This window comes from Arthrobacter sp. PsM3, assembly GCF_030433895.1.
In the GTDB taxonomy this organism is placed as follows: Bacteria; Actinomycetota; Actinomycetes; order Actinomycetales; family Micrococcaceae; genus Arthrobacter.
In genome coordinates, this window is record NZ_JARUXE010000012.1 from 105,610 (window position 1) to 126,254 (window position 20,645).

Sequence of the window (20,645 nt, forward strand, 5' to 3'; positions counted from 1 at the left end):
TCCTATTTGAGGACGGAGCTGAGGGGGACGTACTTCAGGTTGGATGCGTTGCCGCCGGAGTTGGACTCGTCGTGGACCACCAGAAGGCCCTGCTCGAACCCCGGGCCGGCGTTGTTGGTGGTCACGTCCAGCCCGTCCGTGCCTGTCGCGGCATCGACTGCCCCGCCGGCCCCCACGGAGAAGCTTTTGCGGAAAGTGTTGTTGCCGGACCGGTCGTAGATGGCGATGGTGGAGTTGCCCTGGCTGGATACGAAGAGGTAACCGGCACCGTCTGCGCCGTAGGCGATGCTCATCCCCTCGATGTCGGCTTCCAGATGGCCCGCCCCCACCGTATCCACTGAACTCCGGTCGGCGCCGGCGTCAGGTTCGGCGCCGTATTTCCAGATACCGACGTCCTCCTGGCCGAGGTACAGGTGTCCAAGCTCATCGTCAGCGACGCAGCTTTCGCTGATGCTGTCTATCGGCAGTGTTCGCACGAGGGTGGCGTCCACTTTTCCGGCTCCGTTGTCGGAGAGTTCGAATTGTTGTACCGACCCGGGCCCGTTGGGCGTCACGAAAGCGTAGAACTTTCCGCTCCCCTTGCTGTGGTAACTGCAGAAGCCGTAGTTGGGGGCGAAGGTGGCGATGCTGCGTGCCGCCACTGGTGACAGGGTTCTGGTGGTTGTATCCAGTGTCCACAATGCCAGCGTGTTGTCTGACCTGTTGTTGGCACCGACCAGGACCGTGGATTTCCCGGACAGCGGGAAACCCGACCTCAGGTCCACGTTGCCGATCTTTCCGTCCGGTCTGAACTGGAGGAGTTTGCCGTTCATATCGAAGACACCGATGCCCCCGCCCGAGTTCGCCTTGTCGTCAGCTATGACAACGCTGTTGGCGGGGGCGGCCGGATCAACCCAAATCGCAGAGTCATCTGAGATGTCGCCCGAACCCGAAAATTCCTCCGTCTCAAGAGCGGGCAAAGCACTCGGAACAGTCAGCGCGGGTGTGGCGGGTTGCGCGGGCGCGGGGGCTGCGGTTGTGACCGGCGTCTGTGGAGCAGTGGAGGCGGGTGGGGAGGGCGGCGTCGTGGAGGAAGGGCGCGTGGATCCGCAACCGACCAGGGCCGGGACGGCCAGTGCAGCCACCGCGAGCAACATCGCCGATGACCGGAGGGAGGTGGGCCGGAGACCGGACGCCCGCCTCCGCACGGTCAAGGCGTCCCCGGGGCCACCGGATGGCCGACCGGCGCAGCAGCGGCCACTGATTTGATGAAGGCCTGATCCTGGGGGGCGAGGGTGAGCTGGCCCTTTCGGTCCACTTCTCCCAGGCTGCCGTCCGGGCCGCTCGCCCGAACGAGCGCCTCGGTCAAACTGCGTGGAAGGATGACACTGCCAGGATTGGCGCGCAGCCATTCCTGGGTCGTGGAATCCAGCTCGTCCCACAGGTTCTCTAAGATCGGATTGCTCACTGTTCCTCCAATTGGGGATGACCGGAAGCCAGGAATCCCGGACCGGCCCGGCGACGGCCTTCAAGGATGCAGATACCGGTGCCGGAAGTGCGCCAAAAGCTCTTGACCATTCTTGCGCCTGCCCGGCACGGTGCTCAAGGCCCGCGCGATTCATCCGGTCAGGAGGCCCAACCTAATGCCGGGCATCAGGGCTGTCTAGGGGGCAGCCCGGTCCGCTGCCGGCGAGGCGCAGGCTGCGACCAGCGCCTGCGGGGCTGCCTGTTTCATCCGGGTCTGAAGCCAGCGCAACTGAGTGGCGGTTTCGCCGTCACACCGGGTGACGACGTCGAGCAGTCCGCGGTCGCGCAGGGCCGAGCCGGCTTGTTTGACCATGGTCCAGGTGACGTCGACGAAGCTCGCCAGGAGGTAGAGATCCTGCAGGTCCCGCAGGAGCCCCACCGGGCCCTGGCGTGTGGTGGAAAGGCCTTCCGCGTGGAGCCGTTCGGGTTCGCCGTCGGAACGGTCCTCGCCGTACCGCTGAACAACGGGGAGCAGCACGCGGCTGTGCTCGTCGCACTGCTGTGCCAGCGCGTGGCACAGATGGTGGACGTCGGGTTCGGCTGCGTGGCCCTCCGCCACCTGGCGGAATGATTCAGCCAGGGTTTGTTCGGCCTGATGGAGCATGCCGAGATATATGTTCAGGCTCATGGCCTGCCGTCCTGTCCGCTGCGGCCGATGGCTTCGGGGAAGCGGGGCGGCGGGGCCGCGCCGACCCATTCCGTGGCTTGACCTTGCCTCCCGCCGGCTGTGGGCTGTACGGACCGCGGCCCTGCTGCTGCGGCCGACGGCCGGGACGCAGTGGTGCTGGGCGCCGGGGCGGGACCGGTGGCGTCGCCGATCTTTTCCACTTTCACGGCGGCATTCTTGAAGACGGGCTGCTTGGAAACCGGGTCCCATTCCGTGATGGTCAGTTCGTTGGCGGCCGTCGGTTGTTCGCCGGGTGAGCCGTCCCGGTCCCAGTAGCCGTAGTGGAACGGTGCGAAAATGGTGCCGCTTCGGATATCACTGATGCGGGCCGGGACCTCGATCCGGCCGCGCCGCGACGTCACCCGGACAAGGTCGCCTTCCCCGATCCCCAGCCGCCCGGCGTCGTGCGGGGAGAGCTCGACCCAGGCGCTGGGTGCGGCGCGCGTCAGCGGGCGTGATCTCCCGGTCTTGGTCCGGGTGTGGAAGTGGTAGGCCGTGCGGCCGGTGGTGTACCGCAGCGGGTATTCGCGGTCGGGCTCCTCGTGCGGGGGATGGTAGTCCGCGGCCTTCAGGATGGCGCGCCCGCTCGGGGCGCGGGCGCGGAAAGCCTCCGGTCCCACCGTGGCCCCGGTCAGCAGATCGTGACCGTAGCTCTCGCAGTACTCCGGGTCAGTGGGGAACACCCCGTCCCCGTAGAGCCTCACCCTGCCATCCGGGTTCTCGTCGTTGCAGGGCCACGGAATGCCGCTCCCGCCGCGGAGCCGCTCATAGCTGACGCCGGTGTAGTCGCACGGACGGCCGCGGGAGCATTCTTTCCACGCCTCAAAGCCGTCCTCAGGACCGGCCCAGGACAGCAGGGGTCCGCCCTCCAGTGTGGTGAACTCCATCCTGCGCGCGTAATCGAGGAAGATCTCCAGGTCACTGCGCGCCTCCCCGGGCGGTTCGACCGCTTTGTCAGAGAGGTGGACGGTCCGGTTGACGTTCGTGAAGGTCCCGGTCTTTTCACCCCACCCCGCTGCCGGCAGCACGACGTCGGCGGCTAGCGCCGTCTCGGTGAGGTAAAGGTCCTGAACCACCAGGAAAAGGCCAGGCGTGGCCAGGATGTTCCGGATGCGGGGGAGATCGGGCATCGAAACAGCCGGGTTGGTTGCCGAAATCCACAGGAATTCGATGGAACCCTGTTCGGCGTAGCGGAAGATCTGCATTGCATGGGTGGGCGGCGACCAGTGTGGGATGGTCAGGGGGTCCACGTTCCAGAGCCTTGCGAGCTCGTCGATGTGTTCCGGATTTTCCCAGTTGCGGAAGCCCGGAAGGTCGCCGTCGGCGCCGCATTCGCGGTTGTTCTGGGCGGTCGGCTGGCCGTTCATCTGCAGAATTCCGCAGCCGGGCCGCCCCAGCAGCCCGCGCAGCAGGTGCAGGTTGTTCACCTGGCAGGACGATGCGGTGGCCTGGGCGGACTGGTAGAAGCCCTGCAGTACCGTGGAGAGCACCCGTCCGGAGGTGCCGAAGATCCGGGCCGCTTCCCTGATGTCGGCGGCGGGGACGTCGCAGATCGCCGCGGCAGCTTCCGCCGTCCACGGCTCGACCGTCGCCCTGAGTTCATCCAGCCCGAGTGTATGGTCCCGGACGTACGCCTCGTCGAGCCAGCCGTTCGCCAGGATCTCGCGGACCAGGGCATTCATCAGGGCGAGGTTGGTCCCTGGCCGGACGGCCAGGTGGACGTCCGCGTAGCGGGCGACCTCCGTATCGCGCGGATCGACACAGACGAGTCTGGGCCGGTCCGGTCCGGCGATGCGGTCCAGCACCCGTGACCACAGCACAGTCTGGGTTTCGGCCATGTTGTGTCCGTAAAGGAAGATCGCGTCGCAGCTGTCGATGTCGGTGTAGTCGCCGGGCTGCCCGTCAGCTCCGAATGATTCCTTTAGTGCCGCCGCTGCCGTCGCGGTGCAGAGACGGGTGTTCCCGTCCATATGCGGCGTGCCGATCCCGGCCTTCCCGATGACAGCCAGGGCGTAGTACTCCTCGAGGAAGAGCTGGCCGCTGGTATAGAAGCCGTGGCTGAGCGGCCCGCGGTCGTGCAGCAGCTGCCGGCTCCGTTCCGTGATCCGGTCCATGGCGGTGTCCCAGTCGCATTCGACGAGCCGGCCGTGCTCCCGGATTAGCGGTCGCTGGAGCCGTTCCCCGCTGGACACGCCCTGCCAGCTGGCGAAGAGGCCCTTGGGCCCCATCCGGCCGTGATTGACCAGATCGCCGGCCCGGCCGCGGATGCCGACCATGGCTCCATCCTTCACCGCGATGTCGCACGCGCAGCCGTTGCTGCACAGCACACAGGCGGACTGCACCCAGCGGTCGACGTCGGCCTCGGTGACGCCCTCCTGCAGGGCTTGGTCCACCCGGACCGGCCACAGCCCGTCCTTCGGATACGGGGTCCTGGTGCCCCAAATATCGGCGATCCGGTCAACCACGGTCATCCTCCTTACTAAGCACCCGCCGGCGGGTTTGGCGCCCCGGGGGAGTGGACGCTGATGGCGCTTCGTGCCGGGCCTGACAGCACTAGAAATATCAGCATGCTTACCAATAGTCCATAGGAAGCGGGTGCGGAAGTTGGGTCGGATGAGCAGCTTGGGCCCTAGAGGCGGACCCTTCCGTATCGCGAAAAATTGGCGGCGCTCCGTGCCGGCCGCGTCGGCCAGGCGGATTCCGGCGGGGGAGTACCTGCCGGGGAAGGCTCTCCCGCGGAGGAAGAAAATGAGTGGCCAGCAGAGGCAGCGGATATGCCGGACCGACCTGCGAAAGTCAGATGCGGAGCCCTTGTCGGTCAGCGTGCGGCGCCCACTCGGCGAATGCCGGCTCCATCATCCAGGCGTTACCCCGGATTGCCCGGATTGCCCGGCTGTCCGGAGTCGCCGGCGAAGGCGACCGAGATTTCGGGGGGTGTTGTCAGTGAGTTGTGCACGGTGCAGTGGGAGGCGACGGCGAGCAGGGCTTCGCGGCGTTCGGCGGGCACGCCGTCGGGGATGGTGAGGTGCACCTCGATGCGGGCGATGCGGGCGGGGCGTGAGCCCATGCGGAAATCGGCCTCCACGGCCAGGCCCTGGGTGGGCAGGGCGTGCCGTTCCAGGTAGCGGCGGGCGTAGAATGCGACGCAGCCGGCGAGGCTTGCGATGAACAGTTCCGTGGGGGTGGGGCCGGTGTCCTCCCCGCCGTCGCCGGCCGGCTGGTCGGTGCGGATGAGGTGGCCGCGGATGTTGATGTCGAAGCGGTCACCGCCCAGGTGCGCGACCCGGACCGGCTGGCTTCCCCCGGACGCGGGGCCTCCGGCGGCCGTGGCACTGCCTGCGGCTGTGATGACTGGTTCGCTGCTCAAGGTGTTTCTCGATCCGTCGGTGGGGCGTGCCCCGGGGGCCCCGGGCTGGAGCTGGGGTCCGGGTGACTTCTTAGGAGGCCGGGGTGGCTGCCATTTTCGCCCGGACCTCTTCCATGTCCAGCTCTTTGATGCCCGTGATGAGCTGTTCCAGTCCGGTTGCGTTCATCGCCCCCGGCTGGGAGAAGACCAGGATCCCTTCCCGGAAGGCCATCAGGGTGGGGATGGAGCTGATGCGGGCGGCAGCGGAGAGGCCGGGTTCAGCCTCGGTGTCCACCTTCGCGAAGACGACGTCCGTGTGGTTCTCGGAGGCTTTGCTGAAGGTGGGGGCGAACATCCGGCAGGGCCCGCACCAGGCTGCCCAGAAGTCCACCAGGACGATGTCATTGCCGGTGATGGTGTCGTTGAAAGTCTTTTCGGAAATGTCGATGGTTGCCATAGTGAAACAATATACCCCTAGGGGTATTGGAGCAACAGGGCGGTCGGCTCCGCGCCAGTTTGCATTAATACCCCCTGGGGTATCATGATGGAAGGGGTCCGTTAGTACTTTCTTCCAGAACATCTGCCCCGTCCTACCGAAAGGTCCAGTACATGGAAATCACCCCGCAGCAGCTCGCGGAGCAGCTCAAGAGCGGCAGCGATGCCCAGATCGTCGATGTCCGCGAAACAGCGGAAGTTGCCGAGGGCATGATCCCCGGCGCGAGGCACATTGCCCTGGGCGAACTGGCCGGGCGCCTCGATGACCTGGACAAGGCCCGGCCCGTCATCGCCATTTGCCGCAGCGGACGGCGCAGCGCTGCGGCCGCGGACCAGCTCACGGCCGCAGGCTTCACCGCCTACACCGTGCCCGGCGGAATGCTTGATTGGACGGCTGCGGGCTTCCCCGTCAGCTGAGCCCACCAGAGTTCCCGGGCGGCATGCCCCCCAGTTGCCGCCCGGGCTTCCACCTGCCCGGACCCGGTCCCTGACACGGGGACCCGGGCAGTGGACGCCGGCTCCCCGCAAACGCGGGGCCGCCAGCAGAAATGCTCCAAGATATACCGAAAATGTTCCAGGATATACCGAAAGAGATTATGACTTCCTTGACGACCACCCCCGTTGAATCCGCCCCGCAGTCCATCGATGCCTCGACCCTGAAGGCCTGGGAAGACAACCACGATGATCTGATGATCATCGACGTGCGCGGCGGCGCGGAATTCGATTCCCTGCACATCAAGGGTTCCTACCATGTGCCCCTTCCCATGCTCAGTGAGCACACCGAGGAATTCGCGGCAAAAATGGGCACCCGCGTGGTCCTGGTCTGCCAGTCCGGCAACCGTGCCGAGCAGGCCCGCAAACACCTGGACTCCGTGGGCCTGGCCAGTGCCAGCGTCCTGACCGGGGGAGTCCCCGCCTACGCCGCCGCCGGCGGCACCGTGGTCCGCGGCCGCGGACCCTGGGCCCTGGAGCGCCAGGTCCGGATGACCGCAGGCTCCCTGGTCCTCGCCAGCATCGTCGCCGCGAAATTTCTCTCACCGAAGCTGGGACTGGTCGCCGGGGGCATCGGCGCCGGGCTGACGTTCTCCGCCGCCACCAACAGCTGCGCCATGGGCCAGGTCCTCTCCAAGATGCCGTGGAACCGCTCCGCGAACGAGCCCACCGCGCACCAGGCCCTGCAGAACCTGGACGCCCGGGCATGATCCTCACCGCGGCGGCGTTCGGGCTGATCGTCGGCGGCCTGCTGGGCCTGGTCGGAGGCGGCGGATCCATCCTCGCCGTCCCCGCCCTGGTCTACGGCGTGGGGCTGCCGCTGGCCGCGGCCATCCCGACGTCGCTGGTCGTCGTCGGCGCGTCCTCCGCCGTCGCGGTGCTGCCCCGGCTGCGTGCCGGGGTGAACTGGCGGCTCGCGCTGATCATCGGCGCCGCAGGAACCGCCACCGCCTACCTCGGCGCGATGGTCAACCGGCTCCTGGACCCGAAGATCCTGCTCCTGGCCTTCGCCGCGATCATGGTCTTCGCCGGCATCCGGATGCTGCTGCCCTCCACCTCCGCCGGCGGCTCCTGCGCGCTGCCCGGCGGCGGGGTCAACTGGCGCAGCTGCCTGCCCAAGGCGATCGCCACCGGCGCCGTGGTCGGGTTCCTCACCGGCCTGCTCGGCGTCGGCGGCGGCTTCCTGATCGTCCCCGCACTGACCCTGGTCCTGGGGCTCCCTATGGCGGTGACCGTCGGGACCTCCCTGGTGATCATCGTCATCAACTCCGCCGCCGGCTTCGCCGCCCACCTGGGCGACCTGCAGATCGACTGGGCCGTCACCGCAGCCTTCGCCGGGGCCGCGATGGCCACCTCCCTCGCGGCCGGGCGGATCGGCACCCGCATCCCGGACAAGACACTCAAACGCGGCTTCGGCATCCTCGTCCTCGTCATCGCCGCCTACGTCGCAGTGCAGGCACTCCTGTCCTGACGGCGCCCGTGAGGGGATGAGGAAAACACCGGGGCCGGACGGGCGCCGCGGACCGGCGGGACGCGGGCTGCACCTACAGCAGGGTTGCCAGGGCCAGGCCTGCGGCTGCGGCGCCCACGGCGGCGACGGCGGTGCCGATTCCGTTCAGGAGCGCCAGCCCGGTGCGGCGGGACTGGATGAGCCGAACGGTCTCGAAGCTGGAGGTACTGAAGGTCGTGTAACCGCCCAGGAAGCCGGTGCCGGCGATGGCCTGCAGCTCGACGGGTGCCGCGTGGACAATCACGGCCCCGGCGACCAAGCCAAGCAGGAAGGAGCCGGTGACGTTGATGGCGATGGTTCCGATGGGCAGTGCCGTGCGGACTCTGGAACGGACCAGACCGTCGACGACAAAGCGGGTTCCGGCGCCGAGGCCGCCGGCGATGCCGAGCAAAACTATGGTCAGGACGCTCACCGGCTGCCCTCCGCACTCCCGGAGCGGACGGCCGCTTCCCGGCGTCTGGCGTTCCCGCGGTGATGCCCGACGGCGACCCGGATACCGGCCACTGTTGCAACGGCGCCGCCGAGCAGCGTGGCGCCGAGATAGACCAGGGCGTCGGCAGGGCGTCCTGCCCCGAGCAGGGTATTCGTTTCCAGAGCCAGGGTGCTGTAAGTGGTGAAGGCCCCCATAAAGCCGGTGCCGGCGAGCAGGCGGATCGCTCTCAGCCGTCCGGCGTCCGGACCGCGCCGGACCAGTGCCTCCAGCAGAACGCCGAGGAGGAATGCCCCGGCCAGGTTGATGATCAGGGTCGGCAGCGGCCAGCCTCCCGGGGACGGCAGGACGATGCTGAGACCATACCGGGCCAGGGCGCCAAACACCCCTCCGGTGATCACGACCAGCACGAAGCCGGGGTGCAGGTGCACTGGGCGATGGGCACGGGCCTCGCCCAGGGTGCCCGCATCCGTTTCGGCACTGCCGGTCGGCGCCGCATCAGCGTCGGCGGGCGGCCTTCCGGCGCCTGCCGTGCCGGACTTTTCGGAAGGACGGGTCTCGGAAGGACGGGCGGTGGCTGTGGACTCGGGGGAGGGCGGTTCCATCAGCTGCCCTCCTGCCGATGTTGTTTGCGGTGCGGGGCGAGCGGGACGACCAGGACCGGCCGGTGCTGGCGGTGGGTAAGGTGGACCGCCACGGAGCCGACGAGCATTTCCTCCAGCCGGGCTCCGAGTCCGCGTTCGCGGGTGCCCACCACAATCACGGAAGCGTCGGCGGACTCTGCCAGCTGTCCGAGGGCCCGGGCCGGATCCCCGGCGAGTGTCACGAAGGACCAGTGGACCCCGCTTCCGTCCAGGGCATCCTGCAGGCGTTCTTTGATGCCTGCGCTGATCCCTTCGATGTCGTCGTCGATCCCGTCCGGATCAATCGGCAGTGCTCCGGCCCGGCCGTCCGGCTCTTCAGCGAGGTAGGTGGTGACATCCACATACGCGCAGATCAGTTTGACGTTCAGGCTGTGGGCCAGTTCCGCGGCCCGGTGCATGACCGCCAGCGGCTGGCCGGGGACGGCACCCATCAGCACCGGCCCGGTGATTCGGCGCGGGACATTTGGGATCGCCCCGGTGCCGGTGCCGGTGCCGGTCCGGGTCTTGTCGGCTGGCTCGTTCATGGGCGCTCCTGTCGCTGGGTGTCGGCGTCGTGCCGGCGCCCCGGATCCCAGTTGTCGGCAGCCAGGGCGCGCGGTGGGATCCGCCACGAACGTATCATCTGGAGCCCCGGCCCCGCGCGTTTGCGCCGGCCCGAAGCCTGCCGCGCAGGACCCGGGTCGTGGAGGCGGTGCGGATTCCTTCCCGAGCCCGGCCCCGGTCGAATCAGTCGTCTCTTACAACAAGGCTAAACCCGTCGGACCCGTCGGGCAGCGCGGCGGAACGGCAACCTAACATCTCCGCCTTTGCCGGTCGGGAGCAGATGGATTGTGAAGGCGCAGCGAGGGACGACGCAGGCCGGGGGAGAAGCCCCAGGTCCTTGCAGAACCCCCTGGCCGGCGCGGTCGTTCACGGTCGGTTTGCTTGCCCTGATCCTGGTCCTTGTGAACGCCGTCGTAACGACCCTCGTTTCCATTGCAGCAGGAAGTGGCCCGCCAGGGCTGGCCTCGGGCGGCCTCTTCGTGTTCTTTACCATTCCTCTGACCCTGTACGCGGCCTTCCTGGGGATCCTCTCCATCACTGGGAAGCAAGGAAGGATCACAGGGGCCATCGCTTTGACGGTCACCGGCGCGGCATTTTTCTACGCCATCTACTCCATGGCGCTCGAGGGCTTGTCCTGAAGTTTCCGGGCCCAACAAAAAAGGGCGGGTGCGACGATCCGCGCCCGACGTTCTGGGGTTCTTACCGATCTTGGTCCAGCCAGTCTGGATCGGTTATACGAAGGAATACCGCGGCGCCAGCGCTTCGGATGCCTAGCCTTGGAGCGACGGCGGGCGGGGCGCCGGGGGATTCACTGATGAGGTACGCAAAACTCCACTTTACATAATGTTGATTATCGGCGTTATTGCAGAGGGTGCGGAGAGGGCTCGATTGCACCCGTTCCACGCAACGGCAGCCTAGCGGCCCGCAGTCCGGTTCCCATCCGGTTCCCGGCGTGGTCCATTGTCTTCTGGACCGCCCGCACCGAGAATGAACCATGACGGTCTACCTGAGGTCCCTGGAAACTGCTGTCCCGCCAACTGTTTTGATCCAAACCGAGGCCCGGGACGTTTTCGCGGCCCAGCCGGGGCTTAGCAGGCTCGGCACCCGGCTGGTCGGGACCTGCTTTGATTCCGCGGCCATCGATACCCGCCACACGGCCGTTGAGGAAATGACCAACGACCACCGGGCCGAGAATCCGGTGTTTTTCGACGCCAACACAGGCCTGCTGCTCAGCCCCAGCACGAAGGTGCGCAACGACCTCTTCGCCACCGAGGCCACCAAACTCTTCATCGAGGCAGCGCAGAAAGCCCTGGAGGCCTGCCCGGAAATCACTTTACTTGACATAACTCACCTCGTCACGGTGTCCTGCACGGGCTTCTTCAATCCCGGACCGGACTACAAAATCGTCCGGGCCCTCGGCCTGAATCCGGCGGTGCAGCGCTACCACCTTGGATTCATGGGCTGCTATGCGGCGTTCCCGGCTCTCCGGGCCGCCAAGTCGTTCTGCGAGGCGGACCCGGACGCCGTGGTGCTGGTGGTCTGCGCCGAGCTCTGCTCGCTGCACGTCCGGACCTCGAACGATCCGGATACCATCATGGGATCTGCGCTATTCGCCGACGGCGCGGCAGCGGCCATCGTGACCGCGCGTGAGTTCCCGGCCAATCCTGCACTGCTGCGGCTGGACCACTTCGAGACGGTCCTCACTCCGGTCGGCGAGGAATCCATGGCCTGGAATATCGGCGACGAAGGCTTCGAGATGGTCCTGGGCAACTATGTCCCGCACATCATCGATGACCATATCATCGGCGCCCTGGAGCCACTCCTCTCCCGGGAAACCTCCCTGCAGGGACTCCCCTACCGCGATATCCTGCACTGGGCCATCCACCCGGGAGGCCGCAGCATCCTCGACAAGGTCCAGTCCAGGCTGGACCTCAGCGACGAGCAGTTGGTGCCGGCCCGCGAGACCCTGCGCAACTACGGCAACATGAGCAGTGCCACCGTGCTCTTCGTGCTCCGCCACATCCTTGACCTGCCACCGGCAGACGGGGCCGACGACGGCGGCGAACGGATCTGCTCCATGGCATTCGGGCCCGGGCTGACCGTGGAAACGGCGCTGTTCACCAAAATCAGCAGCAGCCGCGGCCTCGGGACGACTGCACTGTCCGGGGACGCGGCCACCCGGTCCGCCCAGCCGGAATCGGCCCTGGCCTGAGAACCAGAGGGTGGACCTACTGCGGGAACGCGCGGCGCACGCCGTCGAGGAGATGGACCTGCCCGGCTGCGATCCGGTCCGGCTTGACCGCACCTATGCACAATTCGCGCTGGTCAACCGGGCCGTCTCCGGCTGGCGCGGCATCTATTTGCGCCGGCTCAGGCCACTACTGAGCCACAGCACCCCGGCCACCTTGCTGGACATCGGCTGCGGGGGCGGCGATGTGCCGGTCATGATCGCCCGCTGGGCCGCCCGCGACGGCCTCCGCCTGGAAATCACGGCCATCGATCCGGATCCGCGCGCCAGCCGCTTCGCCGCGGCACGGCACCAGGCCGAGGGCGTTTCGTTCCGTCAGGCCATGGCAGCGGAGCTGGCCAGCGAAGGCCTGAGCTTCGACCTGGTGGTGTCCAACCACGTACTGCACCATCTGGCGGAGGATGAACTTCCCGCGTTCCTGGCCGAATCCGCCGCCCTCTGCCACGGCCGGGTCATCCACAACGACCTCCGGCGCAGCCCCGCCGCCTACGGTCTCTTCTTCGCCTCCTCGTGGCCCTTCACCGGCTCCTACATCAGGCCGGACGGCCTCACCTCGATCCGCCGCAGCTACACCACGGCCGAACTCCGGGCCGCCGCTCCCCCGGGCTGGACCATCCGCTGCCAAGCCCCGTTCCGCAACCTGCTGATCCTCGACAAGGGCAGCGGCCGTGGCTGATGTCCTGGTGATCGGCGGCGGACCGGTGGGACTGTTCATGGGCGCCCTGCTGCTCCAACACGGCGTCAGCGTCCGGATCCTCGAGCAGCGGACCGGCCCCGAGCCGCACTCCCGCGCGATCGGCATCCACCCCCCGTCGCTGGACGCGCTCCAGGGCATCGGCGTCGCAGAGAACCTCGTGGCCGAAGGGGTCCCGATCCGGCGCGGCATCGCCCTGGGCGGGGGCGCCCGGCTCGCCGAGATGTCCTTTGCCGGCGTCTCCAACCGCTTCCCGTTCGTCCTCGCCCTGCCGCAGTCCCGGACGGAGGCGGTGCTCGAGGAACGCGTCCGCCAACTCGACGCGGGGGCCCTGCACCGCGGTGTCCGGGTCACCCGGCTGCATCACGACGGCGGCGGCCGTGTCACGGCGGAGGCGAGCACCGGTGGCGCCGCCGTCCGGCACTCGGCGGCCCTTGTGGTGGCCGCCGACGGCGTCAGGTCGACCGTCCGCGCCCAGCTGGGTACCGCAGTGCGGGCGAAGAATTACCCGGACAGCTACCTGATGGGAGACTTCGCCGACAGCACCGGGTTCGGTCCGGACGCGGCTCTGTTCCTGGAATCTGCGGGAATCGTGGAGTCCTTTCCGTTGCCAGGAGGGCTGCGCCGCTGGGTGGTGCGCCTCGCGGACCCCGGGAGCGGCGGGAACGCCCGCTGGCTGGTGAAACGGATCGGGGAACGCACCGGGATCGACGTCGACCCCGCGAGCAACAGCATGCTGAGCAGCTTCGGCGTACGCGCTCGGCTGGCACGCAGGATGGTGCACGGCCGGACGGCGCTGATCGGCGATGCCGCCCATGAGATCAGCCCGATCGGTGGCCAGGGCATGAACCTGGGCTGGCTCGACGCCGTCGCCCTGGCGCCGGTGATTTTAGCCTCGCTGCGCGGCGCGGACGTGGGGGCGGACCTCCGGAATTTCGAGGTCAGCCGCATGGCGGCAGCAGCCCGGGCGGCCCGCCAGTCCGAAATCAACATGTCGCTGGGGCGGCCGCTGCCGGTGGTGCCGTTGTCAGTGCGGAACCGGGCCATCGCCGCGGCCGCGGCCATGCCCGCCGTCAACGGATTCGTGGCCCGCCGCTTCACCATGCAGTGAGTGCCCGGCCGGGGCTGCGGGCCCTGCCGTCCGGGGTCGCTCAGGCGGACGTGAAGTAGCAGTCGTAGCTGTCCTGGCTGACAATTCTGCCGTCCCGGACCTCAAAAACGGCCGCGATCCTGGCGCGGATGGCCTCGCCGGCGTCCCAGTGCGGGAGGTCCATCAGCAGCGTGGCAGTCCACTCGGCTTCCACCACCACACGGGTGCCTTCACACGTCGTGCGCCGCACTTCGAAACGCTGCCCCGAGATGATGTCATGGGCTGCAGCCGCACCCGCCAGGACCTGCCCGCGGTTCCGGATTGCTCCGGCCGGTGCCAGCAGATGGGGCGCCTCGTGCAGGGTGTAGTCCTCGGCCAGGAAGGGCGAGATGTCCTCCGCTCCGCCGCCGGCCTCGAGAGTGCGCAGCAGGGCCAGGACGGTGTCCAAGGGGGCCAGTGAGGTCATGGAACGAGACTAGCCGACGGCGCCCGCCAGCCCGGGCATCCGTGCTGCCGCCGGGAATACACTGTCCCCATGGGCTGCTCTTCACCGCCATTCCGGCGCCCGGCCGGCGGAACGCGAATCTTCACGGTGTGCGGTCTCGCTGCCGCCGTGGTCGGCCTCGCCCTGACGGTTTCCTGCGGCGCGGCTACTTCCGGCACCGGCACACCCTCGGCGCCAGCCTTGGCGACGCCGCCGGCAGCTCCTGCGGCCGTCCCGGTCACCGCAGAGATCAACCAGCTCCGCGACAACTACAGCAACCAAATCATCGCCATCCAGTTGACCAATACCACCCCCGCCCCGGTGACGGTCCGCGGCGCGGGCCTGGCCAGCCCGCTCTTCGCCGGCACCATCGAGTGGCAGGCGGCACCCGGCGGGATCGAACTCCCGCCGGGGCAGACCAAGATGCTGCCGGCGCAACTGCGCGCCCCGGAATGCGGACTCCAGACGGAACCCGTGGGCGAGGGGCCCGCGCTGGTCCTGCGGCTTGCCGACGGTCCGGGGACCGAGTCCACGGCGGCTGTGCGGCCCACTGATCCCTACGGGGTGCTCAGCCGCAACAACGCGGAAATGTGCCTCAGCCAGGCGGCCTCTGCGGTCGCCGGAATCCGGCTGGAACCGGAACTCGAGGTGGCTGCCGGCGGGCAGGGCGCGGTGCTGAAACTAACGATCACGCCGCGAAGCACTCCCGGCGCCGTGAATCCCGGCTCAACGGGATCCCTGACGATCAATTGGATCGATCAGACCACCCTGCTCGAAGAGGACCCGTCCGCCCCGTGGCCCCGATCCGTTTCGGTCAGCACGGGCGGCACAAGCCAGCAGCTCCGGTTGGGGATCCGGCCCGCACGCTGCGATCCGCACGCCGTAGCGGAGGACAAGGTGGGGACGCTGCTGCCGCTCAGGGTGTCGGTGGGCGGCCGGGACGGCATCCTGAAGGTCGACGCCGGAGCGCTGCTGCGTGGACGCATTCACGAATTCATTACGGCAGCTTGCGGACGCCAGTAGTCTGTTGCCATGTCACCAGACGCCAGGCCCACTGACTTCAGCGCCGCCCGCATCCATGAAACCGTCCAGCACATCCTGGCCGCCGGGGTGCTCCCCTCCATCGTCCAGGCCGGACATCCGGTGCTCCGGCAGCTCGCCGCGCCCTTTGACGGCCAGCTGAGCGACGCCGAGCTTGGCCAGCTGATCGACCTGATGCGCAGTGTTATGCACAAGGCGCCCGGTGTCGGCCTGGCGGCCCCCCAGCTGGGAATCCCGCTGCAGCTCGCGGTGCTCGAGGACCAGTTTGAGGTCGATCCGGAGGTCGCCGCCGTCCGCGGACGGGAGCCGCTGCCGTTTTTCGCCATGCTGAATCCGTCCTACCAGCCACTACCTGGGGCCACCGCGGCGTTCTACGAGGGATGCCTCTCACTGAACGGAGTGCAGGCCGCCGTCTCCCGCCCCGAGTCGGTCCGGCTCGACTTCACCGCCGTGGACGGAGGCCGGCAGCAGCGGCAGTTCAGCGGCTGGCAGGCGCGGATCGTCCAGCACGAAACCGACCATCTGCACGGCATCCTCTACCTGGACCGCGCCGAGCTACGGTCCATCAGCACCAATGCCGAATACGCTGCGCGCTGGTCGCAGCCCGGTATCAGCCTCGCCCGGCAGGAACTCGGGTTCCTGCCGGACGCCTGAAGTAACTTAACCGGCCGCGGTGGCCGGGTTCGCCGTTGTCGGAAGGTACCGGGCCCACCACTGCAGGATCCGGTCGAAGCGTTGCTTGCGGTGGTGGGGCGTGCCGGAGCGTGACAGCTCATGGTTCTCCCCCGGGAAGACCAGGAACGCGGACTCCACCCCGAGCTGTTTGAGCGCCGTGAAATACCGCTGGCCCTGTTCCACCGGGCACCGGAGATCCTCCTCGCTGTGGATGACCAGCGCCGGGGTGCGCACCTGGTCCACCCGCGCCATCGGGCTCTGCGCCGCCATTAGGTCGGCGGAACGCCCGGTGTACTCCCCGCCGAAGAACCAGCCAATGTCGGAGGACCCGATGAAACTCACGGGATCCAGGAATCCGCGTTCCACGATGGCGGCCCTGAAGCGGTGGTCATGGCTGATGGTCCAGGCAGTCAGGTAGCCGCCGTAGGAACCTCCCATGATGCCGAGCGACCCGGCGTCGAGCTCCGCGAACTTGCCGAGCGCGCCGTCGAGGAAGGCCAGGACATCCTCCATGTCCAGGGTGCCCATCTTCTCCTTGATGGCCCGGCCGTGGGCCTGGCCATAGCCGGCGGAACCGCGCGGGTTGCACATCAGGACCGCATAGCCTGCCGCGGCATAGACCTGGGCCTCATCGAAAAGCGCCCCGGTGAACTGGGCGAACGGGCCGCCGTGGATGTTCAGCAGGACCGGATGGGGGCCCTGGCCCGGCGGCTTCACGAGCCAGCCGTGGACGGGGTAGCCGTCGCCGGACGGGACCGTGAGCTCGAGCGGTTCGATGATTCCGGCGTCCGCGCGCAGTGGGGCGGAAAAATCGGTCAGGACGCGGGGATGCCCGCCGTCGAGCACCGCAACATCCCCCGCGGTCGCCGCGTCGGCGAAGCTGACCACGACCGATCCGCCGCCGGCCGCGGCACCGGTGACCACCCGACCGCCCTGGACCAGACGCCGGTGGTTCCCGGCGGCCTGGAATTCGAGCAGCTCAACCGTTCCCCGTGTGTTGTTCAGCAGCAGCGCCGAGTCAGGCCCGACCAGTTCGATCCGGCCGTTGCAGCCGAGGTCCGTCGTCTCGGCGTCGCTCATCCGCACGGCGTCGCCGCCGCCGGCCGGCAGCACGTAAAGCGCGGTGTTGCGTGCCACGAAGTCCTGTCCCGACCCGCCCAGGTCCTGGGCGAGGAAAAACAGCCACTGCCCGTCCTGCGACTGCCGGACGGCGTGGACGGTCTGGCGGCCGGTGTTGGCCGGGGCGACGGGTTCCGGCTCCGGTCCCCCGGTGCCTTCCCCCGCGGTGCCTTCCTCCGCAGTGCCTTCCCCCACCGTGATGCGGTAGATGCCGCTGGCGAGATCGGGGTCGCTGCCCTCATGCAGGGCTGCGGTGAAGTATATGCTGCTGCCGTCGGTGCCGAAGCTGGCGCCGTTATGGTCAGTGGCAGCGGAAGTCAGCTGCCGCGCCGCGGGCAACAGGCCGGGCGGGTTGCTGCCGGGAACAGCCGCGGCGCGGTCCTTCACGGCACGGCCGGCCGGCGCCACCCTGGGTTCGGCTCCAAGTGCGGGCAGCTCGAGGAGGAAAAGCTGCACCGGCTTATCCGCGGTATAGCCGACGCCGTTCATCCGGTACTGGTAGTCGGTGATCAGCCGCGCATCCTCGGATCCGGCCGAGACCCCCGGGGTACTGCCGTAGCGGCCGTCCTCCGGCGTCCGGGCACTGTAGACGACGCGCCGCGAGTCAGGCGACCATGCGAATGCCGACACCCCAAGAGGCGCGTCGGTGACGGGCTGCGGCTCCCCGCCACCGGCCTCCACGATGTGGAGCTGGGGTTTGCCGCCGGCAGCGGCGCGCAGGAACGCCAGCACCTGTCCGTCCGGGGAGAAATCCGGCGCCGTGTCGCGGAATCCGCGGGTCAGGCGGCGTGGAGGCTGGTCCGGGTCCAGCGGGACGGTCCACAGCTGGCCGACGTAGGCGTCGGCGTCGAAGTCGGGCCGGAGCACGGACACCACGGCACGGGAGCCGTCCGGATGCACGGCGGGGGCGGAAACGGAATTGATCAGCGGGAGGTGTTCTGATTTCACCTGTGCGAGCCTAGCCCCAGTTTCCCCCGGCTGTGAAACAGCTCACCCCGGCGCGCCGGACGCCGCGGCAGCGCGCCCATGCCGTGCCGGGTGCGCGCCTAGGATGGAGACTATGCCCCCCGTCTCCGCTGCCGCCCTGCTGCTGTGCCCGGTCTGCCGGAACCGCCTCGGATTCAGCGGCGGCGCCGCCCGCACCCTGGTCTGCCCGGCCAACCACAGCTTCGACGCGGCGAAACAGGGGTACTTCAATTTCCTGGTGGGCAAAGGCACAGTGTTCGAGGCGGACACCGCTGACATGGTCGCGGCCCGCTTCGACTTCCTCTCCGCCGGCCACTACCGTCCACTCGCCGGCGCCGTGGCGGAAGTGGCCGCCCCGGTGCTTTCCGGCGGTACGGCGCAGAATCCCGGGACGGTGCTGGACGCCGGTACCGGCACCGGCCACTACCTCCGGGCCCTGCTGGACCGGATGGCTGTGGACCGGACGCCCACCGCGGCCGTCGGCCTGGACATTTCGAAGTTCGCGCTCCGCCGCGCCGCCAGGTTGAACCCGGAGGCCGTGAACCTCGTCTGCGACGTCTGGCAGCCGCTGCCGGTCGCTGACGGCGCGGCCGACGTCGTCACCGTGGTTTTCGCCCCGCGCAACGCGGGCGAGTTCGCCCGGGTGCTTCGTCCCGGCGGCCGGCTCATCGTGGTGACCCCCCGGCCGGGACATCTCGGGGAGATCGCGGGGCGCGCCGGGATGCTCGGGATCGACCCGGCAAAGGACGAGCGGCTCGCGGCGTCGCTCGAGGGACATTTTTCGTCGCTGTCCGCCGACAACCTGGACGTGCCGCTCCTGCTGGCCCCGGACGACGTCGCCAGGCTGGCCCTCATGGGTCCGGCCGGACATCACCTGGACCGCGGAGCGCTGGCGTCCCTCGCTGCCGCGCTGCCGCCGCTGACCTCTGTGTCGGCCCGTTTCCGGATCAGTGTTTTCGAGCCGCGCCGCTAGTCCCGCGGCACGCCAGGTAACGACTTGGCCACTTTCGCAGGAGGCCCTCCATGGTCCTCGGCAGGCCTTGCCCTTCGGCTTAGGATGGAATCACAGTTACTGAGGGTCTGCGCCCGCAGCCCCCGGTGCGAAGGGGGAAACGATGTTTGAATGGCTGCCCGAAAACTGGTGGGCCCTGTGGCTCACGGTCTTCCTGGTGTTCGCTGTGGTGGAGATGCTCACCCTCGACCTGTTCTTCATCATGCTCGGCGGCGGGGCCCTGGCCGGTCTGGTGGCAGCCTTCGCCGGCGCGAACCTGGGCCTGCAGATTGTGGCCTTCTGCGTGGTTTCCCTCCTGATGATCGGCTTCGTCCGGCCGGTTGCGCTCAAGCACCTCCACAAGGGCCCGGCGGACCGCCGGAGCAACGTTGAACGGCTGATCGGCGAATCCGCCCTCGTGATGGAGCCGGTCAGCGCGAGCGGCGGCCTGGTCAAGATCGGCGGGGACGTCTGGAGCGCCCGTTCCGAGACCGGCGTTCTGGCGCCGGGCCAGCGGGCGATCGTCAGCGCGATCGACGGCGCCACCGCCGTCGTTGCCCCGCAGCCGGAAACCGCCATCCAGTAGCATGCGCAAGAATTCCGGCGGCCGCCACCGGTGCCGGGCACGCGGCGGGACACCGCCGCGCACCATAGCAAGACCAATCTGGGGAATAGGTGATGTATGGATATCGCAGTCGCAATCGTGCTGCTGGTTCTCGTTGCGTTCGTAATAATCGTGCTGGTCCGGTCGGTGCGGATTGTCCCGCAGGCCCGTGCCGGCGTCGTCGAACGGCTGGGCAAGTACCAGCGGACGCTGAACCCCGGCCTCACGATCCTGATCCCGTTCGTGGACCGGCTGCTGCCGCTGCTTGACCTGCGCGAACAGGTGGTCTCCTTCCCGCCGCAGCCGGTGATCACCGAGGACAACCTCGTTGTCTCGATCGACACGGTCGTCTACTTCCAGGTCACCGATGCGCGGGCGGCCACGTACGAGATCGCCAACTACATCCAGGCGGTGGAACAGCTCACCACCACCACGCTCCGCAACGTCGTCGGCGGACTGAACCTCGAAGAGGCCCTGACCTCCCGTGACCAGATCAACGGGCAGCTGCGCGGCGTGCTGGACGAAGCGACCGGCCGCTGGGGCATCCGGGTCTCCCGGGTGGAGCTCAAGGCCATTGATCCGCCCCACTCCATCCAGGACTCGATGGAGAAGCAGATGCGGGCAGAACGCGACCGCCGCGCCGCCATCCTGACCGCGGAAGGCACCAAGCAGTCCGCCATCCTGACCGCCGAAGGCCAGCGGCAGTCCTCGATCCTGAAGGCCGAGGGTGACGCGAAGGCGGCGATCCTCCGGGCCGACGGTGAGGCGCAGGCCATCCAGAAGGTGTTCGACGCGATCCACAAGGGCAACCCGGACCAGAAGCTCCTGGCCTACCAGTACCTGCAGACCCTTCCGAAGATCGCCGAAGGATCCGCCAACAAGCTCTGGATCATCCCCAGTGAAGTCGGCGAAGCCCTCAAGGGCATCGGCAACGCACTCGGCGGCAGCAAGGACGGCCAGTTCAACGACGGGCTGTTCGGCCCCGGATCCGACGCTGCGGCGGAACCCGCTGCCACCCGCCCGGCAACACCCGCCACCGCTCCCGCGGCAACACCCGCCACCGCTCCCGCGGCAACACCCGCCACCGCTCCCGCGGCAAC

The 20,645-nt window shown here is 68.4% G+C and carries 23 protein-coding genes; 12 read left to right on the forward strand and 11 right to left on the reverse strand.

Annotation, left to right across the window (positions count from 1 at the left end; genetic code table 11):
* Window positions 1–2: 2 nt before the first annotated feature.
* The 6 genes from QCD75_RS08710 to trxA all read right to left on the reverse strand — a co-directional run bounded on the left by QCD75_RS08710 (window position 3) and on the right by trxA (window position 5,976).
* Window positions 3–1,136: a phytase gene (locus QCD75_RS08710; protein WP_301227660.1), complete on the reverse strand. Its 1,134-nt coding sequence runs from the start codon at window positions 1,134–1,136 to the stop codon at window positions 3–5.
* A 53-nt stretch (window positions 1,137–1,189) separates the two neighbouring features.
* Window positions 1,190–1,447 carry a hypothetical protein gene (locus tag QCD75_RS08715; protein ID WP_301227662.1) on the reverse strand — a complete coding sequence of 86 codons (258 nt, stop codon included), beginning with the start codon at window positions 1,445–1,447 and terminating at the stop codon, window positions 1,190–1,192.
* A gap of 195 nt (window positions 1,448–1,642) precedes the next feature.
* On the reverse strand, window positions 1,643–2,134 hold the full coding sequence (locus QCD75_RS08720; RefSeq protein ID WP_301227663.1) for a hypothetical protein: 492 nt from the start codon (window positions 2,132–2,134) through the stop codon (window positions 1,643–1,645).
* Entirely contained in the window at window positions 2,131–4,644 is a 2,514-nt protein-coding gene (locus tag QCD75_RS08725) for a molybdopterin oxidoreductase family protein (protein ID WP_301227664.1), read from the reverse strand. The genes QCD75_RS08720 and QCD75_RS08725 overlap by 4 nt, the downstream gene beginning before the upstream one ends.
* A 395-nt stretch (window positions 4,645–5,039) precedes the next feature.
* Window positions 5,040–5,540 (reverse strand): OsmC family protein, encoded by a 501-nt coding sequence (locus QCD75_RS08730; RefSeq protein WP_301227666.1) that lies wholly within the window; start codon window positions 5,538–5,540, stop codon window positions 5,040–5,042.
* A gap of 70 nt (window positions 5,541–5,610) precedes the next feature.
* A complete protein-coding gene (trxA, locus tag QCD75_RS08735) occupies window positions 5,611–5,976 on the reverse strand; it encodes a thioredoxin (protein WP_301227668.1) in 366 nt (121 codons plus the stop codon).
* A 152-nt stretch (window positions 5,977–6,128) separates the two neighbouring features.
* On the opposite strand from trxA, the gene QCD75_RS08740 reads away from it, so the two are divergent.
* The 3 genes from QCD75_RS08740 to QCD75_RS08750 all read left to right on the forward strand — a co-directional run bounded on the left by QCD75_RS08740 (window position 6,129) and on the right by QCD75_RS08750 (window position 7,977).
* Window positions 6,129–6,431, forward strand: coding sequence for a rhodanese-like domain-containing protein (locus tag QCD75_RS08740; RefSeq protein WP_301227670.1), 303 nt, complete (start codon window positions 6,129–6,131; stop codon window positions 6,429–6,431).
* 179 nt (window positions 6,432–6,610) lie between these two features.
* Entirely contained in the window at window positions 6,611–7,216 is a 606-nt protein-coding gene (locus tag QCD75_RS08745) for a rhodanese-like domain-containing protein (protein WP_301227672.1), read from the forward strand.
* Entirely contained in the window at window positions 7,213–7,977 is a 765-nt protein-coding gene (locus QCD75_RS08750) for a sulfite exporter TauE/SafE family protein (RefSeq protein ID WP_301227674.1), read from the forward strand. Before QCD75_RS08745 ends, QCD75_RS08750 begins: the two co-directional genes overlap by 4 nt.
* 73 nt (window positions 7,978–8,050) lie before the next feature.
* Here the strand turns inward: QCD75_RS08750 and QCD75_RS08755 are convergent, their stop codons facing one another.
* From QCD75_RS08755 to QCD75_RS08765, 3 genes are read right to left on the reverse strand one after another with little or no spacing between them, the layout of a single operon-like run.
* A complete protein-coding gene (locus QCD75_RS08755; RefSeq protein WP_301227676.1) occupies window positions 8,051–8,428 on the reverse strand; it encodes a fluoride efflux transporter FluC in 378 nt (125 codons plus the stop codon).
* Window positions 8,425–9,051, reverse strand: a complete 627-nt coding sequence (locus tag QCD75_RS08760) for a fluoride efflux transporter FluC (protein ID WP_301227678.1) — start codon at window positions 9,049–9,051, stop codon at window positions 8,425–8,427. Before QCD75_RS08760 ends, QCD75_RS08755 begins: the two co-directional genes overlap by 4 nt.
* Window positions 9,051–9,614: a universal stress protein gene (locus tag QCD75_RS08765; RefSeq protein ID WP_301227680.1), complete on the reverse strand. Its 564-nt coding sequence runs from the start codon at window positions 9,612–9,614 to the stop codon at window positions 9,051–9,053. Before QCD75_RS08765 ends, QCD75_RS08760 begins: the two co-directional genes overlap by 1 nt.
* Window positions 9,615–10,034: 420 nt before the next feature.
* Here QCD75_RS08765 and QCD75_RS08770 point away from each other — a divergent pair, with 420 nt between their 5' ends.
* The 4 genes from QCD75_RS08770 (at window position 10,035) to QCD75_RS08785 (ending at window position 13,686) form a co-directional block, all read left to right on the forward strand.
* Window positions 10,035–10,271, forward strand: coding sequence for a hypothetical protein (locus QCD75_RS08770; protein ID WP_301227682.1), 237 nt, complete (start codon window positions 10,035–10,037; stop codon window positions 10,269–10,271).
* 356 nt (window positions 10,272–10,627) lie between these two features.
* Window positions 10,628–11,845 carry a type III polyketide synthase gene (locus QCD75_RS08775; protein ID WP_301227684.1) on the forward strand — a complete coding sequence of 406 codons (1,218 nt, stop codon included), beginning with the start codon at window positions 10,628–10,630 and terminating at the stop codon, window positions 11,843–11,845.
* Between the two features lie 52 nt (window positions 11,846–11,897).
* Window positions 11,898–12,557: a class I SAM-dependent methyltransferase gene (locus QCD75_RS08780; RefSeq protein WP_441005455.1), complete on the forward strand. Its 660-nt coding sequence runs from the start codon at window positions 11,898–11,900 to the stop codon at window positions 12,555–12,557.
* Window positions 12,550–13,686, forward strand: a complete 1,137-nt coding sequence (locus QCD75_RS08785; RefSeq protein ID WP_301227688.1) for an FAD-dependent oxidoreductase — start codon at window positions 12,550–12,552, stop codon at window positions 13,684–13,686. The genes QCD75_RS08780 and QCD75_RS08785 overlap by 8 nt, the downstream gene beginning before the upstream one ends.
* 40 nt (window positions 13,687–13,726) lie before the next feature.
* On the opposite strand, the gene QCD75_RS08790 is transcribed toward QCD75_RS08785, so the two are convergent.
* Complete coding sequence (locus QCD75_RS08790) at window positions 13,727–14,131, reverse strand: nuclear transport factor 2 family protein (RefSeq protein WP_301227690.1); 405 nt, start codon at window positions 14,129–14,131, stop codon at window positions 13,727–13,729.
* A 69-nt stretch (window positions 14,132–14,200) separates the two neighbouring features.
* Between QCD75_RS08790 and QCD75_RS08795 the strand changes: the two genes are divergently transcribed.
* Both QCD75_RS08795 and QCD75_RS08800 read left to right on the forward strand, forming a co-directional pair.
* Window positions 14,201–15,172, forward strand: a complete 972-nt coding sequence (locus tag QCD75_RS08795) for a hypothetical protein (protein ID WP_301227691.1) — start codon at window positions 14,201–14,203, stop codon at window positions 15,170–15,172.
* 9 nt (window positions 15,173–15,181) lie between these two features.
* The gene (locus QCD75_RS08800; protein ID WP_301227693.1) at window positions 15,182–15,844 is read left to right on the forward strand and encodes a peptide deformylase; all 663 of its coding nucleotides are present in this window, start codon (window positions 15,182–15,184) and stop codon (window positions 15,842–15,844) included.
* A gap of 6 nt (window positions 15,845–15,850) precedes the next feature.
* Here QCD75_RS08800 and QCD75_RS08805 read toward each other — a convergent pair whose 3' ends face one another.
* Window positions 15,851–17,932 carry a S9 family peptidase gene (locus QCD75_RS08805; RefSeq protein WP_301227695.1) on the reverse strand — a complete coding sequence of 694 codons (2,082 nt, stop codon included), beginning with the start codon at window positions 17,930–17,932 and terminating at the stop codon, window positions 15,851–15,853.
* A gap of 112 nt (window positions 17,933–18,044) precedes the next feature.
* On the opposite strand from QCD75_RS08805, the gene QCD75_RS08810 reads away from it, so the two are divergent.
* The 3 genes from QCD75_RS08810 to QCD75_RS08820 form a co-directional block, all read left to right on the forward strand.
* Window positions 18,045–18,923, forward strand: a complete 879-nt coding sequence (locus QCD75_RS08810; protein ID WP_301227697.1) for a methyltransferase domain-containing protein — start codon at window positions 18,045–18,047, stop codon at window positions 18,921–18,923.
* A 142-nt stretch (window positions 18,924–19,065) separates the two neighbouring features.
* Entirely contained in the window at window positions 19,066–19,527 is a 462-nt protein-coding gene (locus QCD75_RS08815; RefSeq protein WP_301227699.1) for an NfeD family protein, read from the forward strand.
* Between the two features lie 96 nt (window positions 19,528–19,623).
* Window positions 19,624–20,645: SPFH domain-containing protein (locus tag QCD75_RS08820; protein ID WP_301227701.1), on the forward strand; the 1,022-nt coding region annotated here is incomplete at its 3' end.